Source organism: Gemmatimonadaceae bacterium, assembly GCA_035533755.1.
Lineage (GTDB): Bacteria > Gemmatimonadota > Gemmatimonadetes > Gemmatimonadales > Gemmatimonadaceae > JAGWRI01.
On the sequence record DATLTC010000031.1, the window covers coordinates 12,942 to 39,320 of the forward strand.

22 protein-coding genes are annotated in these 26,379 nt (G+C 71.3%); 12 read left to right on the top strand and 10 right to left on the bottom strand.

The features are described 5' to 3' along the window. The first annotated feature begins 20 nt into the window (after positions 1-20). The 5 genes from VNE60_05620 (at position 21) to VNE60_05640 (ending at position 7,350) form a co-directional block, all read left to right on the top strand. Positions 21-2,372 carry a hypothetical protein gene (locus VNE60_05620; protein HVB30988.1) on the top strand — a complete coding sequence of 784 codons (2,352 nt, stop codon included), beginning with the start codon at positions 21-23 and terminating at the stop codon, positions 2,370-2,372. A gap of 255 nt (positions 2,373-2,627) precedes the next feature. Next, a complete protein-coding gene (locus VNE60_05625) occupies positions 2,628-3,869 on the top strand; it encodes a GGDEF domain-containing protein (protein ID HVB30989.1) in 1,242 nt (413 codons plus the stop codon). Between the two features lie 46 nt (positions 3,870-3,915). Continuing rightward, positions 3,916-5,163 carry an ABC transporter permease gene (locus tag VNE60_05630; GenBank protein HVB30990.1) on the top strand — a complete coding sequence of 416 codons (1,248 nt, stop codon included), beginning with the start codon at positions 3,916-3,918 and terminating at the stop codon, positions 5,161-5,163. A 43-nt stretch (positions 5,164-5,206) separates the two neighbouring features. Then, positions 5,207-5,797 (top strand): DNA-3-methyladenine glycosylase I, encoded by a 591-nt coding sequence (locus tag VNE60_05635; protein ID HVB30991.1) that lies wholly within the window; start codon positions 5,207-5,209, stop codon positions 5,795-5,797. After that, positions 5,794-7,350, top strand: coding sequence for a hypothetical protein (locus VNE60_05640; protein ID HVB30992.1), 1,557 nt, complete (start codon positions 5,794-5,796; stop codon positions 7,348-7,350). Before VNE60_05635 ends, VNE60_05640 begins: the two co-directional genes overlap by 4 nt. Here VNE60_05640 and VNE60_05645 read toward each other — a convergent pair. After that, positions 7,336-8,967, bottom strand: a complete 1,632-nt coding sequence (locus tag VNE60_05645) for an O-antigen ligase family protein (protein HVB30993.1) — start codon at positions 8,965-8,967, stop codon at positions 7,336-7,338. The two genes, VNE60_05640 and VNE60_05645, sit on opposite strands and share 15 nt — an antisense overlap. Positions 8,968-9,067: 100 nt before the next feature. Here VNE60_05645 and VNE60_05650 point away from each other — a divergent pair, with 100 nt between their 5' ends. Continuing rightward, complete coding sequence (locus tag VNE60_05650) at positions 9,068-10,207, top strand: P1 family peptidase (GenBank protein HVB30994.1); 1,140 nt, start codon at positions 9,068-9,070, stop codon at positions 10,205-10,207. Positions 10,208-10,235: 28 nt separating this feature from the next. Here VNE60_05650 and VNE60_05655 read toward each other — a convergent pair whose 3' ends face one another. Continuing rightward, positions 10,236-10,661 carry a hypothetical protein gene (locus VNE60_05655; protein ID HVB30995.1) on the bottom strand — a complete coding sequence of 142 codons (426 nt, stop codon included), beginning with the start codon at positions 10,659-10,661 and terminating at the stop codon, positions 10,236-10,238. 206 nt (positions 10,662-10,867) lie between these two features. Here VNE60_05655 and VNE60_05660 point away from each other — a divergent pair, with 206 nt between their 5' ends. Together VNE60_05660 and VNE60_05665 are read left to right on the top strand one after the other, a co-directional pair. Beyond that, entirely contained in the window at positions 10,868-11,275 is a 408-nt protein-coding gene (locus tag VNE60_05660) for a hypothetical protein (GenBank protein HVB30996.1), read from the top strand. A gap of 22 nt (positions 11,276-11,297) precedes the next feature. Beyond that, positions 11,298-12,743: an aminotransferase class I/II-fold pyridoxal phosphate-dependent enzyme gene (locus VNE60_05665; protein HVB30997.1), complete on the top strand. Its 1,446-nt coding sequence runs from the start codon at positions 11,298-11,300 to the stop codon at positions 12,741-12,743. Here the strand turns inward: VNE60_05665 and VNE60_05670 are convergent. The 8 genes from VNE60_05670 to VNE60_05705 form a co-directional block, all read right to left on the bottom strand. After that, positions 12,732-14,039 carry an ATP-binding protein gene (locus tag VNE60_05670; protein HVB30998.1) on the bottom strand — a complete coding sequence of 436 codons (1,308 nt, stop codon included), beginning with the start codon at positions 14,037-14,039 and terminating at the stop codon, positions 12,732-12,734. The genes VNE60_05665 and VNE60_05670 overlap by 12 nt on opposite strands. Positions 14,040-14,048: 9 nt before the next feature. After that, positions 14,049-15,410 carry a sigma-54 dependent transcriptional regulator gene (locus VNE60_05675; protein ID HVB30999.1) on the bottom strand — a complete coding sequence of 454 codons (1,362 nt, stop codon included), beginning with the start codon at positions 15,408-15,410 and terminating at the stop codon, positions 14,049-14,051. 55 nt (positions 15,411-15,465) lie between these two features. Further along, complete coding sequence (locus tag VNE60_05680; protein HVB31000.1) at positions 15,466-16,125, bottom strand: ABC transporter ATP-binding protein; 660 nt, start codon at positions 16,123-16,125, stop codon at positions 15,466-15,468. Between the two features lie 20 nt (positions 16,126-16,145). Then, positions 16,146-18,569 carry an ABC transporter permease gene (locus VNE60_05685; protein HVB31001.1) on the bottom strand — a complete coding sequence of 808 codons (2,424 nt, stop codon included), beginning with the start codon at positions 18,567-18,569 and terminating at the stop codon, positions 16,146-16,148. Between the two features lie 35 nt (positions 18,570-18,604). Beyond that, complete coding sequence (locus VNE60_05690; GenBank protein HVB31002.1) at positions 18,605-19,312, bottom strand: ABC transporter ATP-binding protein; 708 nt, start codon at positions 19,310-19,312, stop codon at positions 18,605-18,607. Between the two features lie 41 nt (positions 19,313-19,353). Continuing rightward, complete coding sequence (locus VNE60_05695; GenBank protein ID HVB31003.1) at positions 19,354-20,622, bottom strand: HlyD family efflux transporter periplasmic adaptor subunit; 1,269 nt, start codon at positions 20,620-20,622, stop codon at positions 19,354-19,356. Positions 20,623-20,840: 218 nt separating this feature from the next. Beyond that, the gene (locus VNE60_05700) at positions 20,841-21,416 is read right to left on the bottom strand and encodes a TonB-dependent receptor plug domain-containing protein (protein ID HVB31004.1); all 576 of its coding nucleotides are present in this window, start codon (positions 21,414-21,416) and stop codon (positions 20,841-20,843) included. Positions 21,417-21,617: 201 nt separating this feature from the next. Further along, positions 21,618-22,229: a hypothetical protein gene (locus tag VNE60_05705; GenBank protein HVB31005.1), complete on the bottom strand. Its 612-nt coding sequence runs from the start codon at positions 22,227-22,229 to the stop codon at positions 21,618-21,620. Positions 22,230-22,500: 271 nt separating this feature from the next. Between VNE60_05705 and VNE60_05710 the strand changes: the two genes are divergently transcribed. The 4 genes from VNE60_05710 to VNE60_05725 all read left to right on the top strand — a co-directional run bounded on the left by VNE60_05710 (position 22,501) and on the right by VNE60_05725 (position 26,376). After that, positions 22,501-23,031 (top strand): nuclear transport factor 2 family protein, encoded by a 531-nt coding sequence (locus tag VNE60_05710; GenBank protein HVB31006.1) that lies wholly within the window; start codon positions 22,501-22,503, stop codon positions 23,029-23,031. 66 nt (positions 23,032-23,097) lie between these two features. Continuing rightward, positions 23,098-24,306, top strand: a complete 1,209-nt coding sequence (locus VNE60_05715; protein HVB31007.1) for an MFS transporter — start codon at positions 23,098-23,100, stop codon at positions 24,304-24,306. 34 nt (positions 24,307-24,340) lie between these two features. Beyond that, on the top strand, positions 24,341-25,651 hold the full coding sequence (locus VNE60_05720; GenBank protein HVB31008.1) for an amidohydrolase family protein: 1,311 nt from the start codon (positions 24,341-24,343) through the stop codon (positions 25,649-25,651). Next, entirely contained in the window at positions 25,648-26,376 is a 729-nt protein-coding gene (locus VNE60_05725; GenBank protein HVB31009.1) for a class I SAM-dependent methyltransferase, read from the top strand. Before VNE60_05720 ends, VNE60_05725 begins: the two co-directional genes overlap by 4 nt. The last annotated feature ends 3 nt before the right edge of the window (positions 26,377-26,379 follow it).

Below are 26,379 nucleotides of genomic sequence, written 5' to 3' on the forward strand. Positions count from 1 at the left end.
CAACCCTTCAGCCCCACCCGATGTTCGCACTCCTCGCCGCCGCCACGCTCGCGCTCCAGGCCCAGGTCCGCGCCAACCCGGACACGACCCGGAAGCACGAGGTCTCGATCATGATCGGGGCGGGCGACAGCGGGCGCCGCGCGCGGCGCGAACCCAAGCGCATTCCGGTCACGCCCGAACTGCTGCGCACGGCGTTCAAGGACCCGGAGGCGCGCACGCTCCTGCTGCGGGCCCGCGCGGCGCGCATGACGCAGGACTCGGCGTTGCTCTCGTACGACGCGATGTCGTACCAACGCATCTCGGCGGGGCTGGGATTCTCCAGCATCGGTCGCGACCGGCTGATGTTCCGCCACGAGGACGTGGCCCACGTGCGCTGGCAGCGCGGGGTGGGCGCGTGGGTGCAGCTCGAAGGCGCGCGCACGGCCATCCCGATCGCGCCGTCCGAAGCGCAGGACTCGGCCGACCACGACATGAACTTCGACGACGGCTCGGCCATCCCGTACTACCCGGGCTACGAGACGCTGTGGATCGGCGGCGGGGTGGCCAAGGCGCAGGTGAACGAGCGCGAGATCGTCCATCCGCTGGCCGAGGGCGCCGAAGCGTACTACACGTACGCCACCGGCGACTCGTTGACGCTGCGGTTGCCCGGCGGCAAGCGGATCGAGCTGCGCGAACTCAAGGTCAGTCCGCGCGCCCCGCGGTGGAATCTGGCCGTGGGGTCGCTCTGGTTCGACGTGTCCACGGGCCAACTCGTGCGCGCGGTGTTCCGACTGGCCGTGCCCATGGACATCTGGGCGGTGGCCAACGCCGACGATCCGCACAGCATGGACGACGTGCCGTTCTGGGTGAAGCCGATGATCTCGCCCATGAAGGCGCAGGTGACGGCCGTGGCGCTGGAGTACGGACTCTACGAGGGACGGTTCTGGCTGCCGCGGCTGCAGAGCGCTCAGGGCGACGCGCAGGTGAGCTTCATGCACGTGCCGTTCAGCATCGAACAGAGCTATACGTACGCGTCGGTGAACGGGCGCGACTCCCTGCCCAGGATCACGCCCGCGTATGCCGAGATTCCCGACTCGCTGCCCGAAGCCGTGCGCGACAGCATCCGCGAGTCGCGGCGCCAGGCGGAGCGCGCCGAGCGCGATTCGGTGCGCAAGGGACTCAAGCCCAGGCCCACCGCGCAATGCGACACCTCCAGGTTCGTCACGCAGATGACGCGGCGGTATGGCGACGCCGGACTGCCGGTGGCCTATCAGGTGCCGTGCGACCAGTCGCAGCTCGCCACGTCGCCGCTGTTGCCCAAGTCGATCTACGATCCGGGCGAGGCGATCTTCGGGTCCACGGAGCGCGACGCCCTGATCGCCACCGCGCTGTCGCTCGCGGCGCAGCCGCAGTGGGCGCCGCTGCCGCCCACGTTCCATTGGGGGGCCGACCTGATGCGGTTCAATCGCATCGAGGGGTTCTCGATCGGCGGGCGCGTGGACGAGCAGTTCGGCGCGGGATACACGGGATCGGCGCTGGGGCGCATCGGCACCGCCGACCTCGAACCCAACGTGGAGGTGACCGTCGCGCGGAGCAACCTGACGCGCACGATCGGCGTCACCGGCTACAACCGGCTCGTGTCGGCGGGCGACTGGGGCAATCCGCTGAGCTTCGGCAGCTCGCTCTCGGCGCTGCTGTTCGGACGCGACGAGGGGTTCTACTACCGGGCCTCCGGGGTGGAACTCACCGGGTCGAATACGCGCGGGCTGCAGTACGACTGGCGGCTGTTCGCGGAGCGTGAGCGCACGGCCGCGGTCGAGAATCACTGGTCGCTGGGCGCGCCGTTCATCCCCAATCTCACGGCGCGCGCCGGCTCGTACGCCGGCGGCGCGCTGCGCGTGCGCGGCAGCTACGGCGAGGATCCGCAGGCGTTCCAGGTCCAATCGAGCCTGCGCCTGGAGGCGGCGGGGGGCGATTCGTCGTACGGACGGGGCGCGCTCGAGTTCACCTTTTCCGACGGGCTGGGGCCGCTCGCGGGCGCGGTGACGCTGTCGGGGGGAAGTTCGGTGGGGGCGGTGCCGGCGCAGCGCCTGTGGTACCTGGGCGGTGCGCAGACCGTGCGCGGCCAGACGCCCGACACGCTGCAGCGCGGCAACGCCTACTGGCTCACGCGCACCGAACTCGGACTCAACACCACGGGGATGCGACCGACGATCTTCTCGGACATTGGATGGGCGGGGGATCGCACCCGGCTCGGCGACGTGGGGCGGCCGCTGAGCGGCGTGGGCGCCGGGCTCAGCTTCTTCGAAGGCCTGTTCCGGTTCGACGTGTCGCGCGGGCTGTATCCGCGCCGGCAATGGCGCATGGACATGTACGTCGAAGCCCGGTTCTAGCGCTCGCGCCGTGGTCTGACGCGGCGTCTGACGGGCGCCCGCGGGCCGTGTGGCGAAACGACGCATTTCGCGCAAAGCGCGAGACCGGGCGGGCCCACCCCCCACGGGGGCGTGACGTAAGTGATGGATTGGGCGTCGGTTATGCAACATTCTCGATGTGGCACGATCGTCGCACAGGGCAGTCGTGAGCCGCCCGTCTCCGGAGGACCGAGACGCGCGCTCGGCCGATGCCGGCTTCATGTCATCCCTCCGCCCGTGACTCTACCTCCCAGCGTCCGCAACCGGTTCCAGGCAGACACACTTCTCTGGCAGGGGAAGATCCGGTGTTGCGTTGCGGTGGTGGTGGGTATCGCCGCGTTCCTGCTGCTGCAGGCGTCGGGCGCGGCACGGCCCATCGCGCCGCTGGCGATCGCGCTGGTGAGCTATGCGGTGGTGGTGGGCGGCGTGATGGCGGTGGCCGCGACACGGCGCGAGGTGGGCGGGTGGGGCGTGACGGCGACGATCATCGCCGACATCGCGTACGTGTTCGCGGTCACGCTGCTCGTGTCCGCGCCGGCGTATTACGGCCGCATCCTCATCCTCTCGTTCGTCGCGCTGCATCTCACCGACCTGTATTTCGGCCGCGCGCAGGCGCTGCTGGCGCTGTTCGCCGTGATCTGCGGATATCTGGTGCTGGTGTCGGTGGCCATCAACGCCCACGCGCCGCTCGTGTGGTCCGAGGAGCTGTGGTCGGTGGCGGCATTCGCCGTGGTGGGCGCGACCTTCTTCCTGCAATACGGCAGCTTGACGCGGCGGCTTGGCGTGATCGCGCGGCTGATCGAGCGGGGGGAGGAAGGCGAGTTCGCGATTCCCTACGACGTGGAAGCCGACCCGCATCCCGACGCGGTGACGATGGTGGGCGTGGCGTACAACCGGGTGCGGGAGCGGATCTCGAGCATGGTGCTCACCGACGCCCTCACCGGATGCGTGAACCGGCGCGGGTTCGACCAGGAGGTGGCGCGCGAAGTGGCCCGGGCCACGCGCGCCGGAAGCGAGTTCTCGCTGCTGGCGCTCGACCTGGATTATTTCAAGACCGTGAACGACACCCGCGGACACCTGGCGGGCGACGCGGTGCTGCGCGAGATCGGGATGCTGCTCAAGCAATCGCGCCGGGCCGGCGACGTGGTGGCGCGCACGGGCGGCGAGGAGTTCTCGATCATCCTGCCGGACACCACCCCGGCGGGCGCGCATCAGGTGGCCGTGCGGATGTGCGACGCCATCCGGGCGCACGATTTCCTGGCCGGCAACCGGCCGGTGCGCCTGTCGGTGAGCATCGGGGTGGTGTCCAAGGGCGCGGACCTGCACGACGACGTGGTGGAGGAGATCAAGCGGCGCGCCGACGACGCGTTGTACCATGCCAAGCGCAGCGGCCGCGACTGCGTGCGGGTCTGGACCTCGGCGCTGGCGCCCCGGCGCTCCGGCCGGACCACTGAATCCCTGCGCGCCGTCGAATCGTAAGGCCTGGCAGTCCGCCGCCGGCGGGCGCTTCATCTTCCGGTCCACCATGTTCACCTCGTCCCTGGCTTCCACGCGGGTGGGTTTCTCGGCGCTGCGCGCCAACCCCCTGCGCACGCTGCTGTCCACGCTCGGCGTGGTCATGGGCGTGGCGTCGCTCGTGTCGGTGCTGTCGCTGGGCGACGGGATGGAGCGGTTCGCGCGGTCCCAGATCAACCAGACCACCGACCTGCAGTACGTGGAGGTGCGGTCGCTGACCACGCGGACCGTGGACGGCCAGCGTTTTCCGCGCGCCGACATCCGTGTGTTCACCGCGGCCGACGCCGACGCCCTGGAGCGCGCGCTCCCCGTGCGCGGCGAGGTGGGGCTGCTGGTGCGCGGCAGCGCCCTCGTGACGCGCGCCGGCGCGAGCGGGCTTCCGCGCGGCGCCACCGTGCTCGGGGTCACGCCACGGCTGCTGGCCATGCGCGGCATGCGGCCGGAGGCGGGCCGGTTCTTCTCTGCGGACGAGGCGCGGACCGGGGCGCCGGTGGCCGTGCTGTCGCGCCGCCTGGCGGCGGCGCTGGCGGCGCCCGGGCCGCCGGCCTCGCTGCTCGACTCGACCGTCGACGTGCAGGGCGCGCCCCGGCGGGTGATCGGCGTGATCGCGCCCGACGCCGATTCGCTCGAGATGCTCGTGGCGGTGCCGGTGGTGGGCGCCACGGCGCTGATGACGCCCACCGCGGAGCCGCGCGTTCCGGACCTGCTGGTGCACGTGGACAGCGTGGACCAGGTGAGCGCGGCGCGGGCTGCGGTGCAGAAGTGGCTGGCCGCCGGCGACACCGCCTGGGCGCAGCGGGTGGACGTGATCACCAACGAGTATCGGGTGGCGCAGGTGCAGCAGGGGTTGTTGCTGTTCAAATTGCTGATGGGCGCGCTCACGGGAATCTCGCTGCTCGTGGGCGGGATCGGGATCATGAACGTGCTGCTGGCGAGCGTGGCCGAGCGCACCCGCGAGATCGGCATCCGGCGCGCCACGGGGGCGCGGCGTCGCGAGATCATGATGCAATTCCTGTCGGAGTCGGTCGCGATCTCGGGGGCGGGCGCGGTGGTCGGCGCGGGGGCGGGGGTGGGCGCCGCGTACGCCGTCACGGCGTTCATGCGCATGCGCACCCACGCGCGGCTGTACGCCGGCCTGTCGTGGAGCACGGTGCTGGTGGCGGCGCTCGCGGCGCTGGTCGTGGGGATCGGATTCGGACTCTATCCGGCGGTGAAGGCGGCGCGGCTGTCGCCCATCGACGCCATCCGGCACGAATAGCCGGCGTTTACTTTCGCGCGCGGCGGGCGCAGCTTGATAGCCGATGCCCGCCTCCCCTTCGCGTCGAACCGCCCGTCCGCCCGCGCGCTGCGCGTGGGCCGCCACCCCGCTCAGCATCGCCTACCACGATGAGGAATGGGGCGTGCCGGTGCACGACGACCGGGTGCTGTTCGAGTTCCTGGTGCTCGAGGGGGCGCAGGCCGGGCTGAGCTGGGAAACCATTCTCCGCAAGCGCGAGGGCTATCGCGAGGCGTTCGCGGCGTTCGACCCGGCGCGTGTGGCGCGGTTCACGCCGGCGCGCGTGGAGCGGTTGCTCACGAATCCGGACATCGTGCGTCACCGGCTCAAGGTGGAGAGCGCGGTGTCCAACGCGCGGGCGCTGCTGGCGGTGCAGCGCGAGTTCGGCAGCTTCGATGCCTACGTCTGGCGGTTCGTGGACGGCACGCCGCGGGTGAACCGCCCGCGCACCATGCGCCAGGTGCCGGCGCGCACCGGGCAATCCGATGCGCTGAGCAAGGATCTGCGCGGGCGCGGATTCCGGTTCGTGGGGTCCACCATCTGCTACGCGTTCATGCAGGCCATGGGCCTCGTGAACGACCATCTCGTCACCTGTTTCGGGAGCGGGACCCAGTGAGCGACAACGACCGCATCGTCATTCCGGCGGAGACCACGGTCGCGATCCTCGCGGTGATCGTGGGGCTCGTGACGCTCGACTACCTGCCGGTGGGCGGATTCTACGACGACGGCCTGTACGCGATTCTCGCCAAGTCGCTGGCCACGGGACACGGGTACCGGTTCCTCAACCTGCCCGGCCTGCCGGCGGCGGTGCACTACCCGCCGGGCTATCCGCTGCTGCTGGCGCTGCTGTGGAAGATCGGCCCGGCGTTTCCGGCCAACGTGGTCCTGTTCAAGCTCCTGAACGTGCTGCTGCTGGGCGTGGTGGCGTGGACCGCGTGCCGCCATGCGGTGCACGTGCTGGAGATGTCGCCGGGCGTAGCCGTGCTGGCCACGGTGCTCGGGACGCTGACCATCCCGATGCTCGTGCTCACCAACATGGTGCTCTCCGAGCCGTTGTTCCTGGCACTGCTCATCCCGGCGCTGATCCTGGCCGACGAGATGATCCGCCATCAGCCGGCGCGGCGCGAAGCGCTCTGGCTGGGGATCCTGAGCGCCGCCGTGGTGCTCGTGCGGTCGATCGGCGTGATGTTGATCGTGGCCGTGGTGCTGGTGTGGGCGGCACGGCGGGCCTGGCGCGCCGTGGGCTGGTATCTGGGCGCGTCGCTGTTCTGCCTCTCGCCCTGGTTGCTCTGGTCGGCGGTGCACGCGCACGACGTGGCGCCGGTGCTGCAGGGCGCGTACGGCGGCTACTTCGGCTGGTTCGTGGACGGGGTGCGCGCGCTCGGCGCGGCGCAACTGTTGGACACGGCGCGGGTGAACGTGGCCACGATCGCCGTGGGCGTGGCGACGTCGTTCCGCTACTCGGTGTCCACGGCGATGACGAGGCTGGTGGTGCTGCTGCTGGCCGCGCTGCTCGGCTACGGCGCGTGGCGGGCACGGCGCCGGGCGCCGGTCACGCTGCTGTTCCTGGCGTTGTACGTGGCGCTGGTGGTGGTGTGGCCCGGCGGGCCGCTCCGGTTCATCTGGGGCGTGTGGCCGCTGCTCATGCTGGTGCTCCTGGTGCCGCTCGAAGTGCTGCGATCGCCCACGGCCCCGCGGGCGCTTCGCGTGGCCGTGGCCGTGGCCGGGCTGTGCCTGGTGCCCGGCATGCTGCGCTACAACGCGCGCGGCTACCGGGGGGCGTGGTGGGCGAGCATTCCGCGCTCGATGGGAGATCGCGCGCAGGCGGCCATCCAATGGGTGCGCCTGCACACCAGACGCAGCGACGTGATCGCCGGCGAGGCGGAGCCGATGATCTACCTGTACGCCGAGCGCCAGGCGGTGCCGGTGGCCACGTTCACGGCCGCGCAGTATCTGCACGACCGCACGCCGGCGCAGAACGCGGAATACCTGCGGCAGATCCTGCAGGCGTCGGGCGCCCGGTTCGTGCTGGTCCAGTCGCCGGGCGAAGTGGACGCGGCGCGTGCGCTGGCCGCCGACTCCACCGCGTCGCCCCGCCTCACGCTCGCCGACAGCACCGGCGGACTCTACGTGTTCGACGTGGGCGCGCGCGACTCAACGCGGCGCTGACCGGGAGCACTCCGCCAGCCGCCGCTTGGGCGCCGGCGCATAGGGAAACAACGCCCGCGCCGCGCCGGCGTGGACGCGCACGAGATCGCACCGGCCGCGCGCCGCGGCGTCGTCCGCCAGGCGCATCTGGATGCGGTAGCTTCCCGGATCCTCGCGGGCCGCGGTGACCACCGCGTCGTGTTCGTAGTCGCGCATGGCGCGCAGCATGAAGGCGCTGCGCGCCGCAGCGCCCACGCCCACCGCCACCACCGCGGCGGCGAGCGCGGCCCGCAGGGCGGCCGGCGGCGCGAAGGCGCGCCGGACGGGCGGCGTGCGCAACGCCCCCAGGGCCGCGAACACGATCAGCGCCGGCGCCGGCAGCAGCAACACGGCGTCGAACAGTCCCACGATCACCGTCGCGATCACCGTGCCGCCCAGCGCCAGGCCGCGCAGGTAGTCGTCGAACGCGGTGGCCGACAGGAGTTGTCCGGCGGCATCGCTCAGCAGCATGAGCATGGCCAACGCCAGGCACCCCGTGGCGATCCACCCCCGCTCCGAGACGAACGCCATCCAGTCGCTGCTCGGCCACGGGTTGGCGGTCATGCGGGTCTGGTCGTCGAGCGACGGATCGCTGGCCGGCACGATGGCGGGGTACGCCACGGCCCAGTTGCCGGGGCCCACGCCCAGCAGGGGATGGTGCAGCGCGAGGCGGATGGAATTCTCGTATTGCAGCAGGCGTCCGCGTCCGCTGCCGCCCTTGTAGTCGGCCACGTTCTTCATCGTGTCGAGGTACGGCGACTTGCTGCGCCATTCGAGCGCATTGGGCGCGAAGACGGCCGCGCCCACCGCCGCCGCCGCCACGCATCCGATCAATGCCAGCCGGCGGCGCATGCCGGGCACGCGCCATTTGCGCCGCGCCCGCCACACGCCGGGCAGGAGCACGATGACGCATGCGGCGAGGGCGATCCACGCGGCGCGCGTGCGCGACAGCACGAGGATGGCCGACACGGCGGCCAACCCCAGGGCCGCGGCCGCCGTGGCCAACCACCGGCGCGCGCCGACGGCGGTCACGATGAGCAGCGGCGTGATGATGGCGGCCAGGTGGGCCACGAAGTTGCGGTTGCCCAGCGTGCCGCCCGGCGCGCGGTTGGTGCTGAAGAACGTGGAGTCCGCCCCGTAGGCCTGGACGAGCGCCGAGACCGCCACGGCGACCACGGCCACCGCCAGCAGCCCGGTGATGGTGCGCCGGCGCCTGGGGCTCCCCGCCGTGAACGCGGTGGCGCTCCAGAAGAGCAGCAGGCTCGACCAGGTGACGGCCAGCGCCCGCGTGGCCAGCCACGCGTTGGCGGCGAACAGCGCCGAGACCACGCTCAGCGCCAGATACAGCGCGAGCAGGACGTCCACGCCGGTGAACGGCACGCGCCGGCTCCGCCGCACGATCGGGAAGGCGATGCACAGCGCCGCCACGTGCAGCACCAGCTCCTTGGGCACGAAGAAGCGGTCGAGGTCGAACGCCTTGTAGGGCGCCGCCACCAATCCCACGCCCAGCGCCGCGATGCCGAGCAGCACCACGCCCAGCGCGGTGTGGAGTGGCGCCGCGGAATCAGCGGGCGAGGGGGAGGTAGAGGTAGAGGCCATGGAGGCGGGTGGCGCCGGCGTTCTGCGGCGGACTGCACCAAGGTACATTGGACGCGCACGGCACGCACCGGCGTCCCGCAACCCGAGGTATACGATGACGATGGCCCGCAGCGCAGTGACCCTGGCCGGACTCCTGGTCCTCGCGTCCGCGACACTTCACGCGCAGTCGCAGGCGCCGCGGCGCGCGCGTCAGCTGGGCGTGGCGCCCGGCATCTTCGCGCCCGGCGCGAACAACGCGATCACCGACGTGGCCGGCGTGCTCGTGGGCCAGACCACGGTGGACGATGGCGACTCCATCCACACCGGGATCACCGCCATCCTCCCGCATGCCGGCAACATGTTCGCCGCGCGCGTGCCGGCGGCCATCGTCGTGGGCAACGGGTTCGGGAAGCTGGTGGGCGTGACCCAGGTGGGGGAGTTGGGGGAGATCGAGACGCCGATCCTGCTCACCTGCACGCTCTGCGTGTGGCGCGCCGCCGACGCGATGGTGGGGTGGCTGCTCGCCCAGCCCGGCATGGAGCACGTGAAGTCCATCAATCCCGTGGTGGGGGAAACCAACGACGGCACCCTCAACGCCATCCGGTCGCGTCCGATCACGCCGGCCGAGGTGGTGCACGCGCTCGAGTCGGCCACGGGGGGACCGGTGGCCGAGGGAAGCGTGGGGGCCGGCCGCGGCACGATCGCGTTCGGTTGGAAGGGCGGCATCGGCACGTCGTCGCGCGTGCTCCCCAAGTCGCTGGGCGGGTGGACGGTGGGCGTGCTCGTGCAGACCAACTACGGCGGGATCCTGCAGGTGCTGGGGGCGCCGGTGGGCAGGGAGCTGGGACAGTATTCGTTCCAGCACGACGTGGACGACCAGAGCGCCAACGGGTCGTGCATGATCGTCGTGGCCACCGACGCGCCGATCCTCGATCGGAATCTGCGGCGGTTGGCGTCGCGGGCGATCATGGGGTTGGCCCGCACGGGGTCGTTCGCGGCCAACGGGTCGGGCGACTACGTCATCGCCTTCTCGGCCAACCCGGCGCTGCAGCGCGGCGCCGACCAGCGCCGTCCCGACGTGGAGGAGTTGACCAACGACGAGATGTCCCCGCTGTTCGAGGCGGTGGTCGAGGCCACGGAAGAGGCGATCTACAACTCGCTGTTCATGGCGACGCCGGTAACGAACCAGGGACGCACCGTGCAACCGGTGCCGATCGACAAGGTGCAGGCCATTCTCAGCAAGTACGGGTACGGCCGATGACCGCGCGCCGCTCACGGCCGGCCATCGTTCACACGCACTTGAAGACGTTCGGATTTCCCCCGAACACCAGCTCATAGCTCTGCGGGGCGATCGAGCCGTCGAGCACGGTCATGGTGAGCGTCATCGTGTGGCCGTCGGTGTGCCCCGTGTAGCGGGCCGGGAGCTTGGGCACGAGGGAATCGTTGGCGGGCACGGGGCCCGGGCCCTCGCGGATGTACAGGCCCGGCAGGTCGAACGCGCCGTGCGCGTCCAGCGTCATGGCGCCGGAGATGCGGCCGGCTCCGCAGTCGTACTCGATGGTGGCGCCGGTGTCGGAGACCACCATGCCGGCGTGCGGTCCGCCCCACTGGCCGTTGGGGACGCGGTCGGGGACGCGGGTGGCGCAGGCCGAGACGAGGGCGCCGGCCAGAGCCAGGGCGAGAACGCCGGCGCGGGTGGAGACGCGAGAGGGCATGTGGTGCTCCGTTGCCCAATAATAGCGTTCCGGGATCGGGCCGGGCCGGGATGCCGCCGGGCCGGTGGTTGCCCGAGGGGGCAATTCCGGACTTCCCCCATAGGCAGCGCGAGCATTCGGTGGCATATTCGTTAGGCTATCCCGCGACTTCCCCTTGGTGCCAAGGGGGCCGGCGACCGCGGTTCACCACTGCACAGGCCCGACCCATGACTTCTCCGGAAGATCTGTTCCGCGCGGAAAAGGAGCGCTCGCAGAGCGAGCGCGGTTCCACCCATGCGGTGCTGCTGGCCGAAGCCAAGGCCGCCTTCGACAAGCTGATGGCCGATGGCCAGGCGGCGCGGAAGAGCGGCCGTCCCCGCAAGAACCCGCTTCCGCCCCTGCGGGCGGTGGTCCCGGCGGCGGTGGCTCCGGTCAAGGCCAAGAAAGCGGCCGTCCCGCCCGCCAAACACGCGGGCGGGAGCAAGGCGGCGCCGAAGAAGGCCGCCGCCAAGCCCGCCGCGAAAAAGGCCTCCAAGCCGGCGGCCAGGAAGCTGGCCGCCAGGCATCCGAGCGGGAAAACCGCGGCGCGGAAGCCTGCTGCCCGGAAGCCAGCCAAGCACGGCAAGAAGCGCTGATGCGCGGCGCGGACCCCTGCTGATGGCGTCGTCTCCTCTGGATCTCGACCAGGAGACGATGCGACGGCTGGGCCATCAAGTCACCGACCTGGTGGCGGAGCATCTCGCGAACGTCCGCAGCGAGCCGGTGCAGCATCCGATCGACCGCAAGACGGCGCGCGAGCTGGTGGGGCTTTCCGGCCGCGCGCCCGAACAGGGCACGTCGTTCGACCAGATCCTGGCCACACTGCGCGAACGGGTGTTCCCGTATCATGCGCGCGAGCCGCACCCGTTCTTCATGGGCTACGTGCCCAGCCATCCCACCTTTCCCGCCGTGGTGGGCGACTGGATCGCCACCGGCTACAACTTCTTCGCCGGCGTGTGGTCGGTGGCCGCGGGGCCCAACGAGATCGAGTTGACGGTGCTCGAGTGGTTCCGCCAGTGGATGGGCATGCCGGAGGGCACGCGCGGGCTGCTCACGTCCGGCGGATCGAACGCCACGCTCACCGCGGTCGTGGCGGCGCGGCACGCGGCGTTGGGGGACGAGCCGCAGGATCTGCCGCGGCTCACGCTCTACGCGTCGGACCAGGCGCACTCGTCGGTGGCGCGCGCGGCGTGGATCGCCGGCATTCCGCGGGCCAACGTGCGCGCGGTGGCGAGCGACGGCCGGTTTCGCATGCGCGTGGACGCGCTCGACGCGGCGATCGCGGCCGACCGGGCGGCGGGACTGCGGCCCTTTCTCGTGGTGGGCAACGCGGGGGCGACGAACACCGGCGCCGTGGATCCGTTGCACGCGCTGGCCGACGTGGCGGCGCGCGAGGGGCTCTGGTATCACATCGACGCCGCGTACGCGGGCTTCGCCGTGCTCACGGCGCGCGGACGCGCGTTGCTGGACGGCATCGCGCGGGCCGACACGGTCACGCTCGATCCGCACAAGTGGCTGTTCGTGCCGTTCGAGTGCGGGTGCCTGCTGGCGCGCGAGCCGGCCCGCCTGGAGGCGGCGTTCCACATCTTCGCCGACTACCTCAAGGACGCCGAAGCCCGCGACCAGGACGTGAACTTCGCCGACTCCGGCGAGCAGCTCACGCGGTATTCACGCGCGTTCAAGGTGTGGGTGTCGGTGAACTACTTCGGCGTGGCGCCGATCCGCGCCGCCATCGCGCAGTGCATGGAGCTGGCCGATCACGCCGAGCGGCTGGTGCGCGCCGCGCCCGATCTCGAAGTGCTGTCGCCGGCGCAGTTCGGCGTGATCTGCTTCCGCGTCCATCCGCCGGGCGTGGACGATGCGGCCGCGCTCGACGCGTTGAACGAACGGGTGAATGCGGCGGTGAACGCCAGCGGGAAGGTGTTGATGTCGTCCACGCGGCTGCGCGGCGCGTTCTCGCTGCGGCTGTGCATCCTCAGCTATCGGACCACCGAGGCGGACATCGCGACGGTGATCGCGCTGGTGCGGGACGCGAGCTCGGCGTCCCAACCCTCAGCACGATAGCACCAGCCGCGCCTCGCACCCGCGTCCCTCGGTGCGATCCACCAGCGCCACCGATCCCCCGTGCGCCTCGGCGATCTGCTGTGACAGCACCAGCCCGATCCCGGTGCCGCCCGGCTTGGTGGTGAAGAACGGGACGAACAGATTGGTGGTGTGCGGCAGCCCGGGGCCGTCGTCCTGCACCACCAGCTCGAACCTCGCGCCGTCGCGGCGCCACGTCACGCGCACGCCGCCCCCGGTCTCGAGCGCCGCGTCCACGGCGTTGCGCACGAGATTGATCAGCAGCTGATCGAGCTGGTCGCCGTCGGCGAGCAGGACGACGTCGGGGCCGGGGCGCACCTCCACCGGGAGCCGCGTCTCGAGTTGCGCGACGCGGGTGACCCACGCGCCCACGGCGATCGACGCGAGCCGCGGCGCGGGCAGCTTGGCCAGCCGCGTGTACGACGCCAGGAATCGCGTCAGCCCCTCGGAGCGGGTCGCGATCACGCCCAATCCCGACTGCATGTCGGCGCGCATGGCCTCGTCGGGGGGACCGCGGCGCAGCGACTCCTGGAACTGCTCGGCGAGCGACTTGATGGGCGTGATCGAATTGTTGATCTCGTGGCCGAGCACGCGGATCAGCCGCTGCCACGCCTTGCGCTCCTCGTCGCGCAGGGCGCGGCTCACGTCGGCGAGCACCACGAACCGGTGCGGGCGGCCGCCCTGCCGGAAGCCGCCGCGCCGCACCTCCCAGCGGCCGCGCTGGCCGGCGAGAGCGAGTTCCACCACGCGCGGCGCGTCGCCGCTCAGGCATTCCTCGAGGCCGACCTCCTCGGCGCGCCGCCCGAGCAGCCGTTCCGACGGCTGGCCGAGCAGCCGTTCGCCGCTCGCGTTCACCACGCGCAGCGCGCCGGCGTCGTCGAACGCGAACACGGCCACGTCGATCTCCGCCATCACGCGCTGCAGGAGCGCGGTGGCCTCGAGCGCGCCCAGGCGCCGCTCGCGCAGCTCGTCCATGAGCGAATTCATCTCGAGCATGGCCAGCCCCAGCGCGTCCTCGGTGCTGGCGCGGCGGCCGCGCAGCGAGTAGTCCTGCTCGCGCACGGCGGCGAGCATGTTGGACAGCGTCTGCAGGGGGCGCACCACGCGGTCGCGCAGCGCGAACGCGAGCACGAGCCAGAGCGCCACGAGCAGCACGGTGAGCGTCCACTGCATGCGCGGGGCGTAGCCGCCCGTCCAGAGCAACCCGAGCGCCACGAGCAACGCCGGCAGCGGGGAGGCGAGCGCGAGGAGGGTGACCTGGCGTTCGTGCGACGCCATGGCCGGCGGCTACAGGTTGTGGCGCTGCAGGCGCCGGTAGAGCGCGCTGCGCGACAGGCCGAGGGCCTTGGCGGCCAGGCTCACGTTCCCTTCGTAGCGGGCCATGGCCTTGCTCACGAGCACGCGCTCCACGTCCTCGAGGCTCATCTCGTCCAGCGGCGGCGCGGCGCCGCCGGCGGCCTGCCGCAGCGACAGGTCGGCATCGCCCACCGACTCGCCCTGGGCGAGCAGCGTGGCGCGCTCCACGGCGTGCGCGAGCTCGCGCACGTTGCCGGGCCACCCGTAGCGCAACAGTGCCTGCATGGCCTCGGGGCTGAAGCCGGCGACCGCTCGCCGGTAGTGCGCCGCGAAGCTCTGGAGAAAGTGCGTGGCGAGGAGCGGAATGTCCTCGCGGCGCTCGCGCAGCGGCGGCAGGTGGAGCTCCACCGTGTTCAGCCGGAAGAACAGATCCTCGCGGAACCGTCCGGCCGCCACCTCGGCGCGCAGATCGGCGTTCGTGGCGGCGAGGATGCGCACGTCCACGCGGCGCGTCTTGGACGAGCCCACGCGTTCGAATTCCCCGGTCTGCAGCACGCGCAGCAGCTTGGACTGCTGGGCGAGCGAGAGATTCGCGATCTCGTCCAGGAACAGCGTGCCGCCGTCGGCCAGCTCGAAGCGTCCCACGCGGTCGGTCTTGGCGTCGGTGAACGAGCCCTTCACATGCCCGAACAGCTCGCTCTCGAACACGCCCTCGGACAGGCCGCCGAGGTTGACGGTGACCATGGGGCGTGGGTGGCGCGGCGACGCGGCGTGCAGCCACCCGGCCACCACTTCCTTGCCCGTGCCGTGCTCGCCGGTGATGAGGGCGCTGGCGTCGGATGGGCCGATGCGCTCCATGAGCCGCAGCAGGGGCTGCATGGCGGCGGACTGGGCGATCAACCGGGGGGCGCCTGCGGGGCGGAGGGTCCGGTTCTCGCTCTCCAGCCGCTGGCTCTGGCGGATGGCCCGGCCCAGTTCGACCTGCGTGCGCAGCACGTGCAGCAGCCGCGCGTTGTTCCACGGCTTCTCGATGTAGTCGCGGGCGCCGCGGCGCACCGCCTCCACCGCGCCCTCGATGCTCCCCCACGCCGTCATCACGATCACCGGCAGCGTGGCGTCCAGGCGCTGGAGGCGGCCGAGCAGATCGAGCCCCTCCACGCCGCCCGTGGTGTCGCGCGTGTAGTTCATGTCCATGAGCAGCGCGTCGAAGTCGCTGGTGCTCACCGACGACACGATCGCGTTGGGCGACGCCGCGGTCTCGACCTCGTAGCCCTCGCCGCGGAGCAGCAGGCGGAGGGCTTCGAGCACGTCGCGGTCGTCGTCGGCGACGAGGAGGCGGGCGGGGGCGGTCATGCGTGAAGCTTACGCCGGGCGGCGGGCCGCGGCCATTGCCGGCCGCCGCCACGCGTCAGGCGATCCAGCCGTCCTTGAGATTGATGATCCGATTGCCGTAGCCCGCGTTCACTTCGGAATGGGTCACCTGGACGATCGTCGTGCCGGCCTTGTTGAGCCTGGTGAACAGCTCCATGATCTCGGCGCCCTGCGCCGAGTGGAGATTGCCGGTGGGCTCGTCGGCGAGCAGGATGGACGGTTGGTGGATCACGGCGCGGGCCACGGCCACCAGCTGCTGCTGGCCGCCGGACAGCTGGTGCGGATAGAGATCCTTCTTGGCCACCATCCCGAACCGGTCGAGCGTGTCGGCCACCATCGCCTGGCGCTCCGACTTCCTGATGTCGCGGTACGACAGCGGGATGTCGAGGTTCTCGGCCACCGTGAGATCGTCGAGCAGGTGGTACTGCTGGAACACGAACCCCACGTACTGCTTGTGCAGCGCCACGCGCCGCTTGGTGTCGAGCGTGTGCACCGGGTGATCGTGCAGGAAGTACTCCCCCGTCCAGGCCCCGTCGAGCATGCCGAGCACGGCGAGCAGCGTGGACTTGCCGGCGCCCGACGGGCCCATGATGGTCACGAACTCGCCGGGGGCGATATCGAGCGTGATCCGGCGCAGCACGAACGTCTGGCCGCCGGCAATGGGATAGCTCTTCTCGACGTTGCGCAGGGAGATCATCGACGGGGTCGCGTGGAGGGTCAATCGGCGCGCAGCGCGACGAGGGGATCGACGCGGGCGGCACGCCGCGCCGGAAGATACGCCGCCGCCAGCGCGACGACAGCCAACACCGCGGCGACCACGGCGAAGGTGGGCCGGTCGGTGGCGGTGATGCCGTACAGCAGTCCCGTCATGAGGCGCGACAGCGCCACGCTCCCCACGATGCCGGCTGCCAGCCCGATCACCACCGGCAGCATCCCCTGGCGCACCACCATGCCCAGCACGTGGCGCGTCGGCGCGCCCAGCGCAAGCCGCAGCCCCAGCTCTCCCGTCCGTTGCACCACGCCGTACGCCACCACGCCGTAGATCCCGATCGCCGCGAGCACCATGGCCAGGGTGCCGAACGTGGCCAGGAGCCACGTCTGGAAGCGCGGGCGAATGAACTCATCGCCCATCATCGCTTCCATCGGCTCCATCGAGATGGGATCGAGTTGCGGATCGACGGCGTGGAACGCGTTGCGCACCGCGCCGGCCAGCTGCGCCGGCGCGCCCCGCGTCCGCACGGCGAACCACACGCCCGGGAAGGGCGCCTGCGCGTACGGGACGAACACCGCGGGAGCCGGCGGTGACCCGATGCCATTGAACGTGGGGTCGCCCGTGACGCCGACGATCGTTCGGATCACGCCGCCCACGTTGAGCTGCTGCCCGAGCGGATCCTGCTTCGGGAACGCGCGCCGCACCAACTCCCGGTTCACGATCATCACCAGCGGCGCATGCGGGTCATCCGCCGTCGTGAAGTCCCGCCCGGAGGTCACGGGGATCCCCAGGGTCGCGAGGTAGCCCGGCGTCGCCGGCACGAACCACGCGTTGGGCACGTGCCCCGGGTCGGGCGCTTGCCGTCCCACCACGGTGTACACCTGCGATTCCTGCACGTGCGACGGCGGCAGGCTGGTGCCCGCGCCTGCGCTCGTCACGCCCGGGATGGCGCGAAAGCGGGCCAGCAGCTCGTCCATCGTCGCGGCCTGCTTGGAGACGTCGGCGTACCGGTCGAGATCGAACAGCGCGCCGAACGCGAGCACGCCGTGGGGATCGAACCCCGGATCGGCGTGCGTCAACTTCTCGAAGCCCCGCACCATCAGCCCCGCGCCAACGAGCAGCATGAGAGCCAGCGCGGTCTCGGCCGCCACCAGCCACGAGCGGAGCCGGCCCGAGTGGCGGCCGCCCGTCAACCCGCGCCCCTGATCGCGCATCGCGATCTGCGGATCCTGCCGCCACGACGCCAGCGCCGGCGCGAGGCCGAACAGCGCCCCCGTGAGCACGCTCACCGCCGCCGCGTAGGCCATCACCTGGCCGTTGACCCCCACGTTCTCGATGCGCGGAATGTCCGGCGGGCTCAGCTTCACGAGCACGGCCACGGCCCACGTCGCGAGCAGCACGCCGGCCAAGCCGCCGGCCGCGGCCAGCACGAGACTCTCGGTGATCAACTGCCGCACCAGGCGCCGGCGCGGCGCGCCGAGGGCCCGGCGCACGGCCATCTCGCGCGCGCGCTCGGTGGCGCGCGCCAGCGCCAGGTGCGCCACGTTCGCGCACGCGAGCAGGAGCACGAATCCCGCCGCGCCGAGCATCACCCAGAGGAGGCGCGCCACGCCCCCCACCGTCTGATCGCGGAGCGACTCGAGGTGGATCACCACTCCCTTGTCGGAAGCCGGGTACGTCCGGGCGAGCTGCGCCTGCACGCGGTTCAGCGCCGCGCTCGCGCCGGCGGGCGTGGAGCCCGGCGCGAGGCGTCCCACGACGAGATATCCGAACAGGCCCCGATTGTCGATCCAGTCGCCGACCCCTCCCCGGCCCGACGTTTTGTAGATGCCGTAGAGCGAGGTCCAGGCGTCGATGTCGGGCGTCGGGAAGTGGAAGCCGGGGGGCATGACCCCGATGACCGTGAACGGGTCGCCGCCCAGGTCCACGGTCCGGCCGATCACCGACCGGTCGCCGCCGAAGTGGCGCATCCATATGCGATAACTTATGGCCACGACGGGCAGCCGGTCGTCGGAGGGGCGGGGGACGCGGCCGAGCACGGGGGTGGCGCGGAGGACGTCGAACAGGGTCGCCGTCCCGAGCACGGCGCGGATGGGTTCGCTGCCCTCGGGCCCGGAGAGCTGGACGCGGTTGAACCCGTAGGCGGCGATGCCGGAGAAGCCGGTGTTGGCGGCCTGCCAATCACGGACGTCGGGCAGCGACGCGGGGTGCTGGTCGGACGGCGTGGCCGTTGGCGCCGTCCAGATGGTGTAGAGGCGGCCGGCGTCGGCGTATGGCAGCTGCCGGATGAGCACGGCGTCGACGACGCTGAAGATCGCGGTGTTGGCGCCGATGCCGAGCGCGAGCGTGAGCACCGCCACCAGGGTGAACAGGCGGTGCTTGCCCAGCGAGCGCGCCGCGAAGCGGACGTCCTGCCACAGCGTGTCCATCGGGGTCTCCAGTCGCGTCCGCGCCGGGTGCCGGCCTACGCGTGCGCCACGATCGGCTGCTCGTCCACCACGCGCCCGTCGAACAGGTTCACGCTGCGATCGGCGTGCGCCGCGTAGCGCGGATCGTGCGTCACCATGCAGATCGTGGCGCCGTTGCGGTGCAGCTCGCGCAGCAGATCCATCACCTGCTCGCCGTTGGCCGAGTCGAGGTTGCCGGTGGGCTCGTCGGCCAGGAGGATGGCCGGGTCGCCGGCCACGGCGCGGGCCACCGCCACCCGCTGCTGCTGGCCGCCGGAGAGCTGCGCCGGGAAGTGCTTCACGCGGTGCGACATCCCCACGCGGTCGAGCGCCGCGTGCACGCGCTCCTTGCGTTCGTTGGCGCTCATGCCACGATACGTGAGCGGCAGCTCGACGTTCTCGTAGACCGTGAGATCGCCGATCAGGTTGAACGCCTGGAAGATGAACCCGATCTGCCGGTTGCGCACGCGCGCCCGGTCGCCGGCGTCGAGGCCGGCCACGGGGCGGCCGTCGAGCAGGTACTCGCCGTCGGACGGCGTGTCGAGCAGCCCGAGAATGGAGAGCAGCGTGGTCTTGCCGCACCCCGACGGGCCGGAGATGGCGATGTACTCACCCTGCTTGATCTCGAGATGCACGTCGGAGAGCGCGTGCGTCTCGACCTCGTCGGTGTAGAACACCTTCCGGATGCCCTGCAACTGGATGAGCCCCTGCCCGTTCGTTCCCATGAAGCGCTCCGATTGAATGACTCGTGGCGCGGCGGTCCGCGCTACTGTCCCACCCGGCATCTGGGGCTGCACTTCACCCGGTCCACCGCGTCCCACTGTGACATGTCCGACAGGATCACCGTGTCGCCCACGGCGAGCCCGCGCTGGATCTCCACGGTATTCACCGAGCTGCGGCCCAGTTCCACCTGCACCCGTTCGGCGTACGATCCGCCCTGGATCACCTTGAACAGCCCCACGGTGCCCGAGCCCGCGCCGTAGCCCGGCCGCCCGGTGTACAGCACGTTGGTCAGCTTCTCGATGGTGATCGTGCCGTCCACGCTGAGGTCGGGCACCGCGCCCGACGGGAGCTTCCCGTCCAGGGAGACGTCCACGGTCACGGTGCCGTTCTGCGCCGACGGGTCCTTGCGCGCCACGTGGCCGGCGATGATCCCGTTGTGGGTGTCCACCTGCGCCTTCTGTCCGATCACCACATCCTTGGCCTGTGTTTCGGGAATGCGCAAGACGGCCTTGAGCTTGCCGGGCTGCACCACCTTGGCCACCAGCTGCCCCTCGGTTACCCATTGCCCGAGTTCGGGCACCTGATCCTCCTGCACCACGCCCGAATCGCCGGCCACCACCATGAGGCTCCTCGACTTCCGGTCCTGCGCCTGGGCCATGGTGTTGAGCAGGTTCACCTGCGCCACCTGCGCCACGATCTGCGAGTCGGCCTGCTGCCGCATCAGCGCCAGCGTCTGCTCCGCGTACTTCATGCGTTCGGCGAGCTCGCGCACGACCTGGCGATTGTGGTCCACGTCCATCGACGCCGCGAGGTGGCGCGCGGCGAGCGTATCGGTGGCCCTGGCCTGATCCAGCGCCTGCAGGTACTGCGTTTGGAGCGTGGCGATGCTCGCCTGCTGGCTGAGTTGATTGCTCGACAGCGTGCTCCGCAACTGGATGAGCGTGGACCGCGCCTCGGCATAGGCCTGGTGGGCCTGGAGCGCCGCGATCTCCACGTCGGGATTGGACATCTCGATGAGCACGGTCTGCGGCGTCACGCGCTCGCCGGCCTGCACCACCAGCCGGTCGATGCGTCCCGTGGCTCCGGCCGTGACCTGGCGGATGTGCTCGGGCACGAGATTGCCCGGGCCGCGCACCTCGAGCACCATGTCGCCGCGACGCACGGTATCGGTCCAGAGCGTGCCGCCGTCCACCGTGGGCGCCGCGGGCTTGAGCCGCGCGAGCATCACGGTGATGACGACGACGGCTACCGCGCCGATGCCGATGCCGACATAGCGCTTGGTGTTCTTCTTCTTGGGGCGGGCGACGTCCACGCGAATCCTCGGCCAGGGGGTGCAGAGCGTGCCCCCCTTCAAAGCAAGGCCCGTGCCAGACGCTGGCCGGGCCAAGTGCCACGTTGTTCAGGAGTTAGACCACCGAGGCGGGCGGAAGGTTGGGGCCGCGTGTGCGGATGTGGGATTGGACGTCCCACATCCGAACACCCCTCAGCCTCGGGACCCTGGTGACCTATGCGGCGTGGACGCGCCGGGTGTCAGTTCGCGGCCGACGAATTGGTCCAGACCAGCAGCGCGCCGCAGCCGTTGCCCGACCGGCGGTAGGCGGCCGGCGTGCGCGTGCCGTCGTAGAACTCCACGCCGGCCACGTCGCGCGCGTTGATCCAGCTGATCTCGCTGTCGTTGAGGTACGTGCCGTCCACGTAGACATGGATGTAACAGGGGACCATGCCGTTGGTGGACGCGAGCGCGCCCACGCCCTCGCCGCGCGTGCTCGCCAGATACTGGACGCCGAGCCGCCCGCTCCCGATCACGCGAAGCCCCGGGAACCGGGTGACGATGATGTCGGCGAACGAGCGATCGCGCTGGGCCGCGATCTGACTGGCCGTGAGGTAGTAGCCGGTGCCCAGCTTTCGCCGCGCCTCGAATTCCTGCATGCCGGGCGTCTGCCGCGCCGTGTCGCCATCCACCCACACGGTGTCGACCTTGGCTCGGGTCGTGGTGTCGGCGCGGCCGGCCGACGACTGTGCGCTGCTCGGCGCGGCAATGGCCGCCGACGCGACGAGGGCGATGAGAACCTGCGGCCCCGCGCTCCTGAAGAATCGCCCGATCATTCTGCACCTCCGTGCTGGACACGATGCAGGATGAGCAAACCGGGATCGTTAGTCAAACCAGTTTGCAGAAGCAGAACAGATGGCGCGGTACGCTGCCGCGGCGATGTCGTGTGGTAAGCAGCGACGGGGCCGCGACTTGATGCGCGGCGGGCGTGGCCGGCGCGGGCATGCACGGAATTTGTAAGTGGGACGACCCGCGCTTCAGTGGATGTTGGGGACCGTCGGGCGGATGGTGGGGAAGCGCGAACCGCCGAAGCCGCCGGGCATGGGCAGGTAGACGCCGCCGCGGCCGTGCGGCTCGCAGTGATCGTCGCCCACGCCGCCGCCGCGAATGACGACGCCGGTGAACGGTCCCATGCCGCCGCCGGATCCGGCGCGGCCGAAGTCGCCGCTTCCCATGGCGCCCGCGGCGCCGGGCGAAGCGGCCGGGCGCGACAGGGTGGCCACCGGGTCGCGCGCGGACAGCGGCACGGGCGAGACCGCGACCGTCGGGGCCTGCGGCGCGTGCTGCATCTCGCTCACCTCGGGCGCGGGCGCTGCCGGAAGCGTGGGCGCCTTGGACGCCACCGCCCTCGGCCCCGGCTCCTTGCGCAGACGCCTGGATGGCCGCGGCGCGCTCAGCGGACGCGTCTCGAGATCGTTGAAGTTGGCGGGATTGACCGGCGTCGAAGGGACTTCCATCGTGGTCGTGGAGGCCAACTTGAGATCGCGCTGCAGATCCACGGTGCTGCTGGTGGTCCGATCGGCACGTCCGCACGCGCCGAGTGCCGCGGCAAGCGGCAGCGCGATGGAGAGAATGGTGGAGTTGCGCACAGCGTCTCCTGTGCCGACTGGGGTGAGCGGCGGGCCTGTATACAATACGCCGCACTGCAAAAGCTGCAAGCTTCACGCCAGGGCTTAACGAACCAACGGCGCCGTTAAGCGAGCATATCTGTCTCTGCACGGTGACAGGGCGGGATCAGGTGGCGCAGACAGAGACGGAAGTCCACGCGCCCTGCGCACGGTGCGCGGCATGCCGGCGGTGGTCAGTCGGCAGCGGACGGTCGGGATGCGATCTGCCAGATTTTGGGGTACTCTCTTGACCATGCTCACATCGCGCCGAGGGGTCGTGATCGCGGGGGCGCTGGCCGTGCTCGCCGCGCTCTCCGCTTGCAGCAGCCCGCCGTCCGAGCCCTGGGGGCTCACGCACGCACAGGCCGAGGCGATCCGCAAGGACATCCGCGACGAGGTGACCAGGGCATACGATCTGTCGCGCCCCCACATCGCCCGCAACATGCTGAGTCTCTATCCCGACTCGGGGCGCATCATCTCGGCGGCGGGCGGGAAGATCGTCACGACGCGCGATTCGCTGGCCGCCGGCATCCATTATTTCTGGGACAACGTGGGCCGCTACATGCAGAAGCCCACCTGGATCTGGAAGCAGATGATCATCGACGTGCTCTCGCCCGACGCGGCGGTGATGACGGCCACGTATCACGTGCCGCACCATACGCCCACCGGCCAACCGCACGACATCGGCGGCGCGTGGACGGCGGTGTTCGTGCGCCAGGGCGCGCGGTGGGTGATCATCCAGGAGCACCTGTCGGATCTGCCGGCGCCGCCGCCGGCGAAGTGAGCGCGTGGGCGCGGGCCGCCGCGCGATGATGCCGGACCGGCGCGCGCGTGTTAGCTTCGGCGCGCCATGACCACCGTCGATGCCGACCCCCGCCGCTGGCGCCAACTGATCCTGCTGTCGCTGGCCGAGCTGTTCGGGATGTCGCTCTGGCTCGCCGCGGCGGCGGTGGGACCGCAGTTCGCCGTCCGCTGGCAGCTCTCGCCGTCGCAGTCGGGCTGGCTGGTGACGATCGTGCAGCTCGGGTTCGTGCTCGGCACGGCGACGACGGCGGTGTTGAACCTGGCCGACGTGATTCCATCCAAGCGACTGTTCGCGGCGTCGGCGCTGGCGGGCGCGGCGGCGAACGCGGCGCTGGTGCACGCGCCCACGTACGAGCGGGCGCTGGTGCTCCGCCTGGTGACCGGCTTCGCGCTGGCCGGCGTGTATCCGCCGGCGATGAAGATGATCTCCACCTGGTTCCGGTCGCAGCGCGGGCTGGGGATCGGGACGGTGGTGGGCGCGCTCACGGTGGGCAAGGCCAGTCCGTACCTGGTGCACGCCTTTCCCGGCGCCGGGATCGCCGCCGTGCTGTACACGGTGACCGGGTTCGCCGTGCTGAGCGCGGCGATCGTCACGGTGGGCTACCACGATGGGCCGTACGCCTTTCCGTCGCGGCCGTTCTCGTGGTCGCTCGTCGGCACCGTCTTTAAAGAACGCGAATGGCGCCTGGCCACCGGCGGATACCTGGGGCACATGTTCGAGCTGTACTCGATGTGGACCTGGGCGCCGGTGTTCATCGCCGCGAGCGCGGCGGCGAGCGGCATGGCCACGGGGGCGCGCACCACCGAGATCGCTTCGCTGGTGTCCTTCCTGGCGATCGCGGCGGGCGGCGTGGGATGCGTGTGGGGCGGGCTGGTGGCCGACCGGCGCGGCCGCGAGTGGCTGGTGACGGTGGCGATGGCGGCGAGCGGCGCGTGCGCGGTGCTCATCGGCCTCACCTTCGGACGCCTGTTCTGGGTGGTGGCGGCGGTGGCCATCGTGTGGGGATTCTTCGTCGTCGCCGACTCGGCGCAGTTCAGCGCCCTCGTCACCGAGAGCGTGCCGGCGCACGCCGTGGGCACCGCGCTCACGCTGCAGACGTCGCTGGGCTTCCTGCTGACGATGGTGTCGATCCAGCTCGTGCCGCCGGCCGAGGCGTTGGTCGGCTGGCGCTGGGCGTTCGCGATGCTGGCCCTGGGTCCGGTGTTCGGGATCGCGGCCATCCGGCGGCTGGTGGCGGCGCGCGGCGCGGCGTAGTTGCGCCGCGGCGGCGTCCGTCGCAGGTTGGCCCATGGGAAAGACTGCTGCCGCACGCGCTCTGATCGCGCTCCTGGCCGCGCTTGCCGCGCTCCCCGCGCCGGCCGCCGGCCAGGGGGGCGGGGCTGCCGCCGACGTTCCGATCCTCGTGCGCGACGTCACGCTCATCGACGGCACGGGCGCCGCACCGCGTCCGCACATGGACCTCGTGCTGCGCGGCGGACGCATCGCGCAGGTGGCGGCGACGGGCGACGTGGGCGGCGCGCCGCCCGATTCGGTGATCGACGGCCGCGGCCTGTTCGCGATTCCCGGACTCATCGACGCGCACGTGCACCTGGGCACGGCGCCGTGGAGCGAGCGCGCCGACGATCTGCGGCACGCGCTGATGGGTGGCGTGACTACGGTGTTCGATCTGGCCGGCGACGCGCGCGCCACCGGCGATCTGCAGCGCGCCGAGTTGGCCGGCCAGATCGAGGGGCCGCGCATCTATTACGTGGCGCTGTTCGGCGGGCCGGCGTTCTTCACCGATCCCCGCACCCTCGACGCGTCGCGCGGCTTCGCGGCCGGCACGGCGCCGTGGATGCAGGCGGTGACCGACAGCACCGATTTCGCGCGCGCCGTGGCGCTGGCGCGCGGCACGGGCGCGGTGGGGATCAAGCTCTACGCGGCGCTCGATTCCGTGGCCGTCACGCGGGCCACCGCCGAAGCGCACCGCCAGGGCCTGCGCGTGATCGCGCACGCCACGACCTTTCCCGCGCGGCCCGGCGATCTGGTGGCGGCGGGCGCGGATATGCTCGCCCACACGCCGTATCTGGTGTGGCAGGGTAGTCCACGGTCCGCGGACTTTCCCGACCGCGCCAAGGGCGACTTCCTGCACGTGCCGGCCGACGCGCCGGTCATCGAACAGCTGCTCCGGTCCATGCGCGACCGCGGCGTGGCGCTCAATCCCACGCTGTGGGTGTTCGCCGAGGAATTGCCGCGCGATTCGGTGAGCCGCGTGCGCTCGCCGTGGATGTACGCGGTCACGCGCCGCGCCGCCGAGCTGGGCGTGCGGATCGTGGCCGGCACCGATGGGATGTTCGACGCCAAGCGCGATTCGCTGCCGACGCTGCACCGCGAGCTGGAACTGCTCGTGACCCGGGCGGGGCTGACGCCGCTGCAGGCGATCACGGCGGCCACGGAGAACGGCGCCTGGGCGATCGGCGTGGACCGCACGCTGGGCACGCTCGTGGCCGGCAAGGCGGCCGACCTGGTGTTGCTCGGCGCCGATCCCACGGCCGACATCCGCAACACCCGCGCCGTGCGCGTGGTGATCCAGCGCGGCAAGGTCGTGCGCGCGCGATGAACCGCGACTACTGGGACCGTCAGGCGGATCGTTGGGAGGCCGAGATCTTCGACAGCCTGAGCGAGGATCGCACGGGGGGCATCCGGGGGGCGCTGCGCCGTGCCGCGGCGCGCCACGCCGAGGTGCTGGACTTCGGATGCGGCGTGGGCGGGTATCTCCCGTTCCTCGCCCGCACCTTCAAGCGCGTGCACGCCATCGACTGGTCGGCGCGGTGCGTGGCCCGGGCCCGGGAACGCACCGCCGCGCTGGCCAACGTGACGATCGAGGGCAACACGCCGCGAGCGCTCGCCCGTCTGGAGCACCGGTTCGGCTGCGTGATCGCCGCCAATGTCGTGATCCATCCCCGGCGCGCCGTGCGGGAGCGGCTCCTGCGGTCCATCGGCCGCGTGGCCAGGCAGCACGCCACGATGCTTTTCGTGGTGCCGTCGCTGGAGTCGGCGGCGTACTGCGAATACATGCGGCGCGAGACGGCGCCGCGGCAGCGGTCGTCGTACGACTTCACGCCGGCGATGCGCGCGCCCGAAGCGGGGGTGGTGAGCATCGAGGGCGTGCCGACCAAACATTTCACGGGCGACGAGCTGACGGCCACGCTCTCGCGCTCCGGATTCCGGCTGGTGGAGTTGCTGCGCGTGAACTATGCGTGGAAGACGGAGCGGTTGTCGCCGCCGCGGGGCCTGCGTTCGGTGCTGCCGTGGGACTGGCTGGCCGTGACGTTGGCCAACTGACCC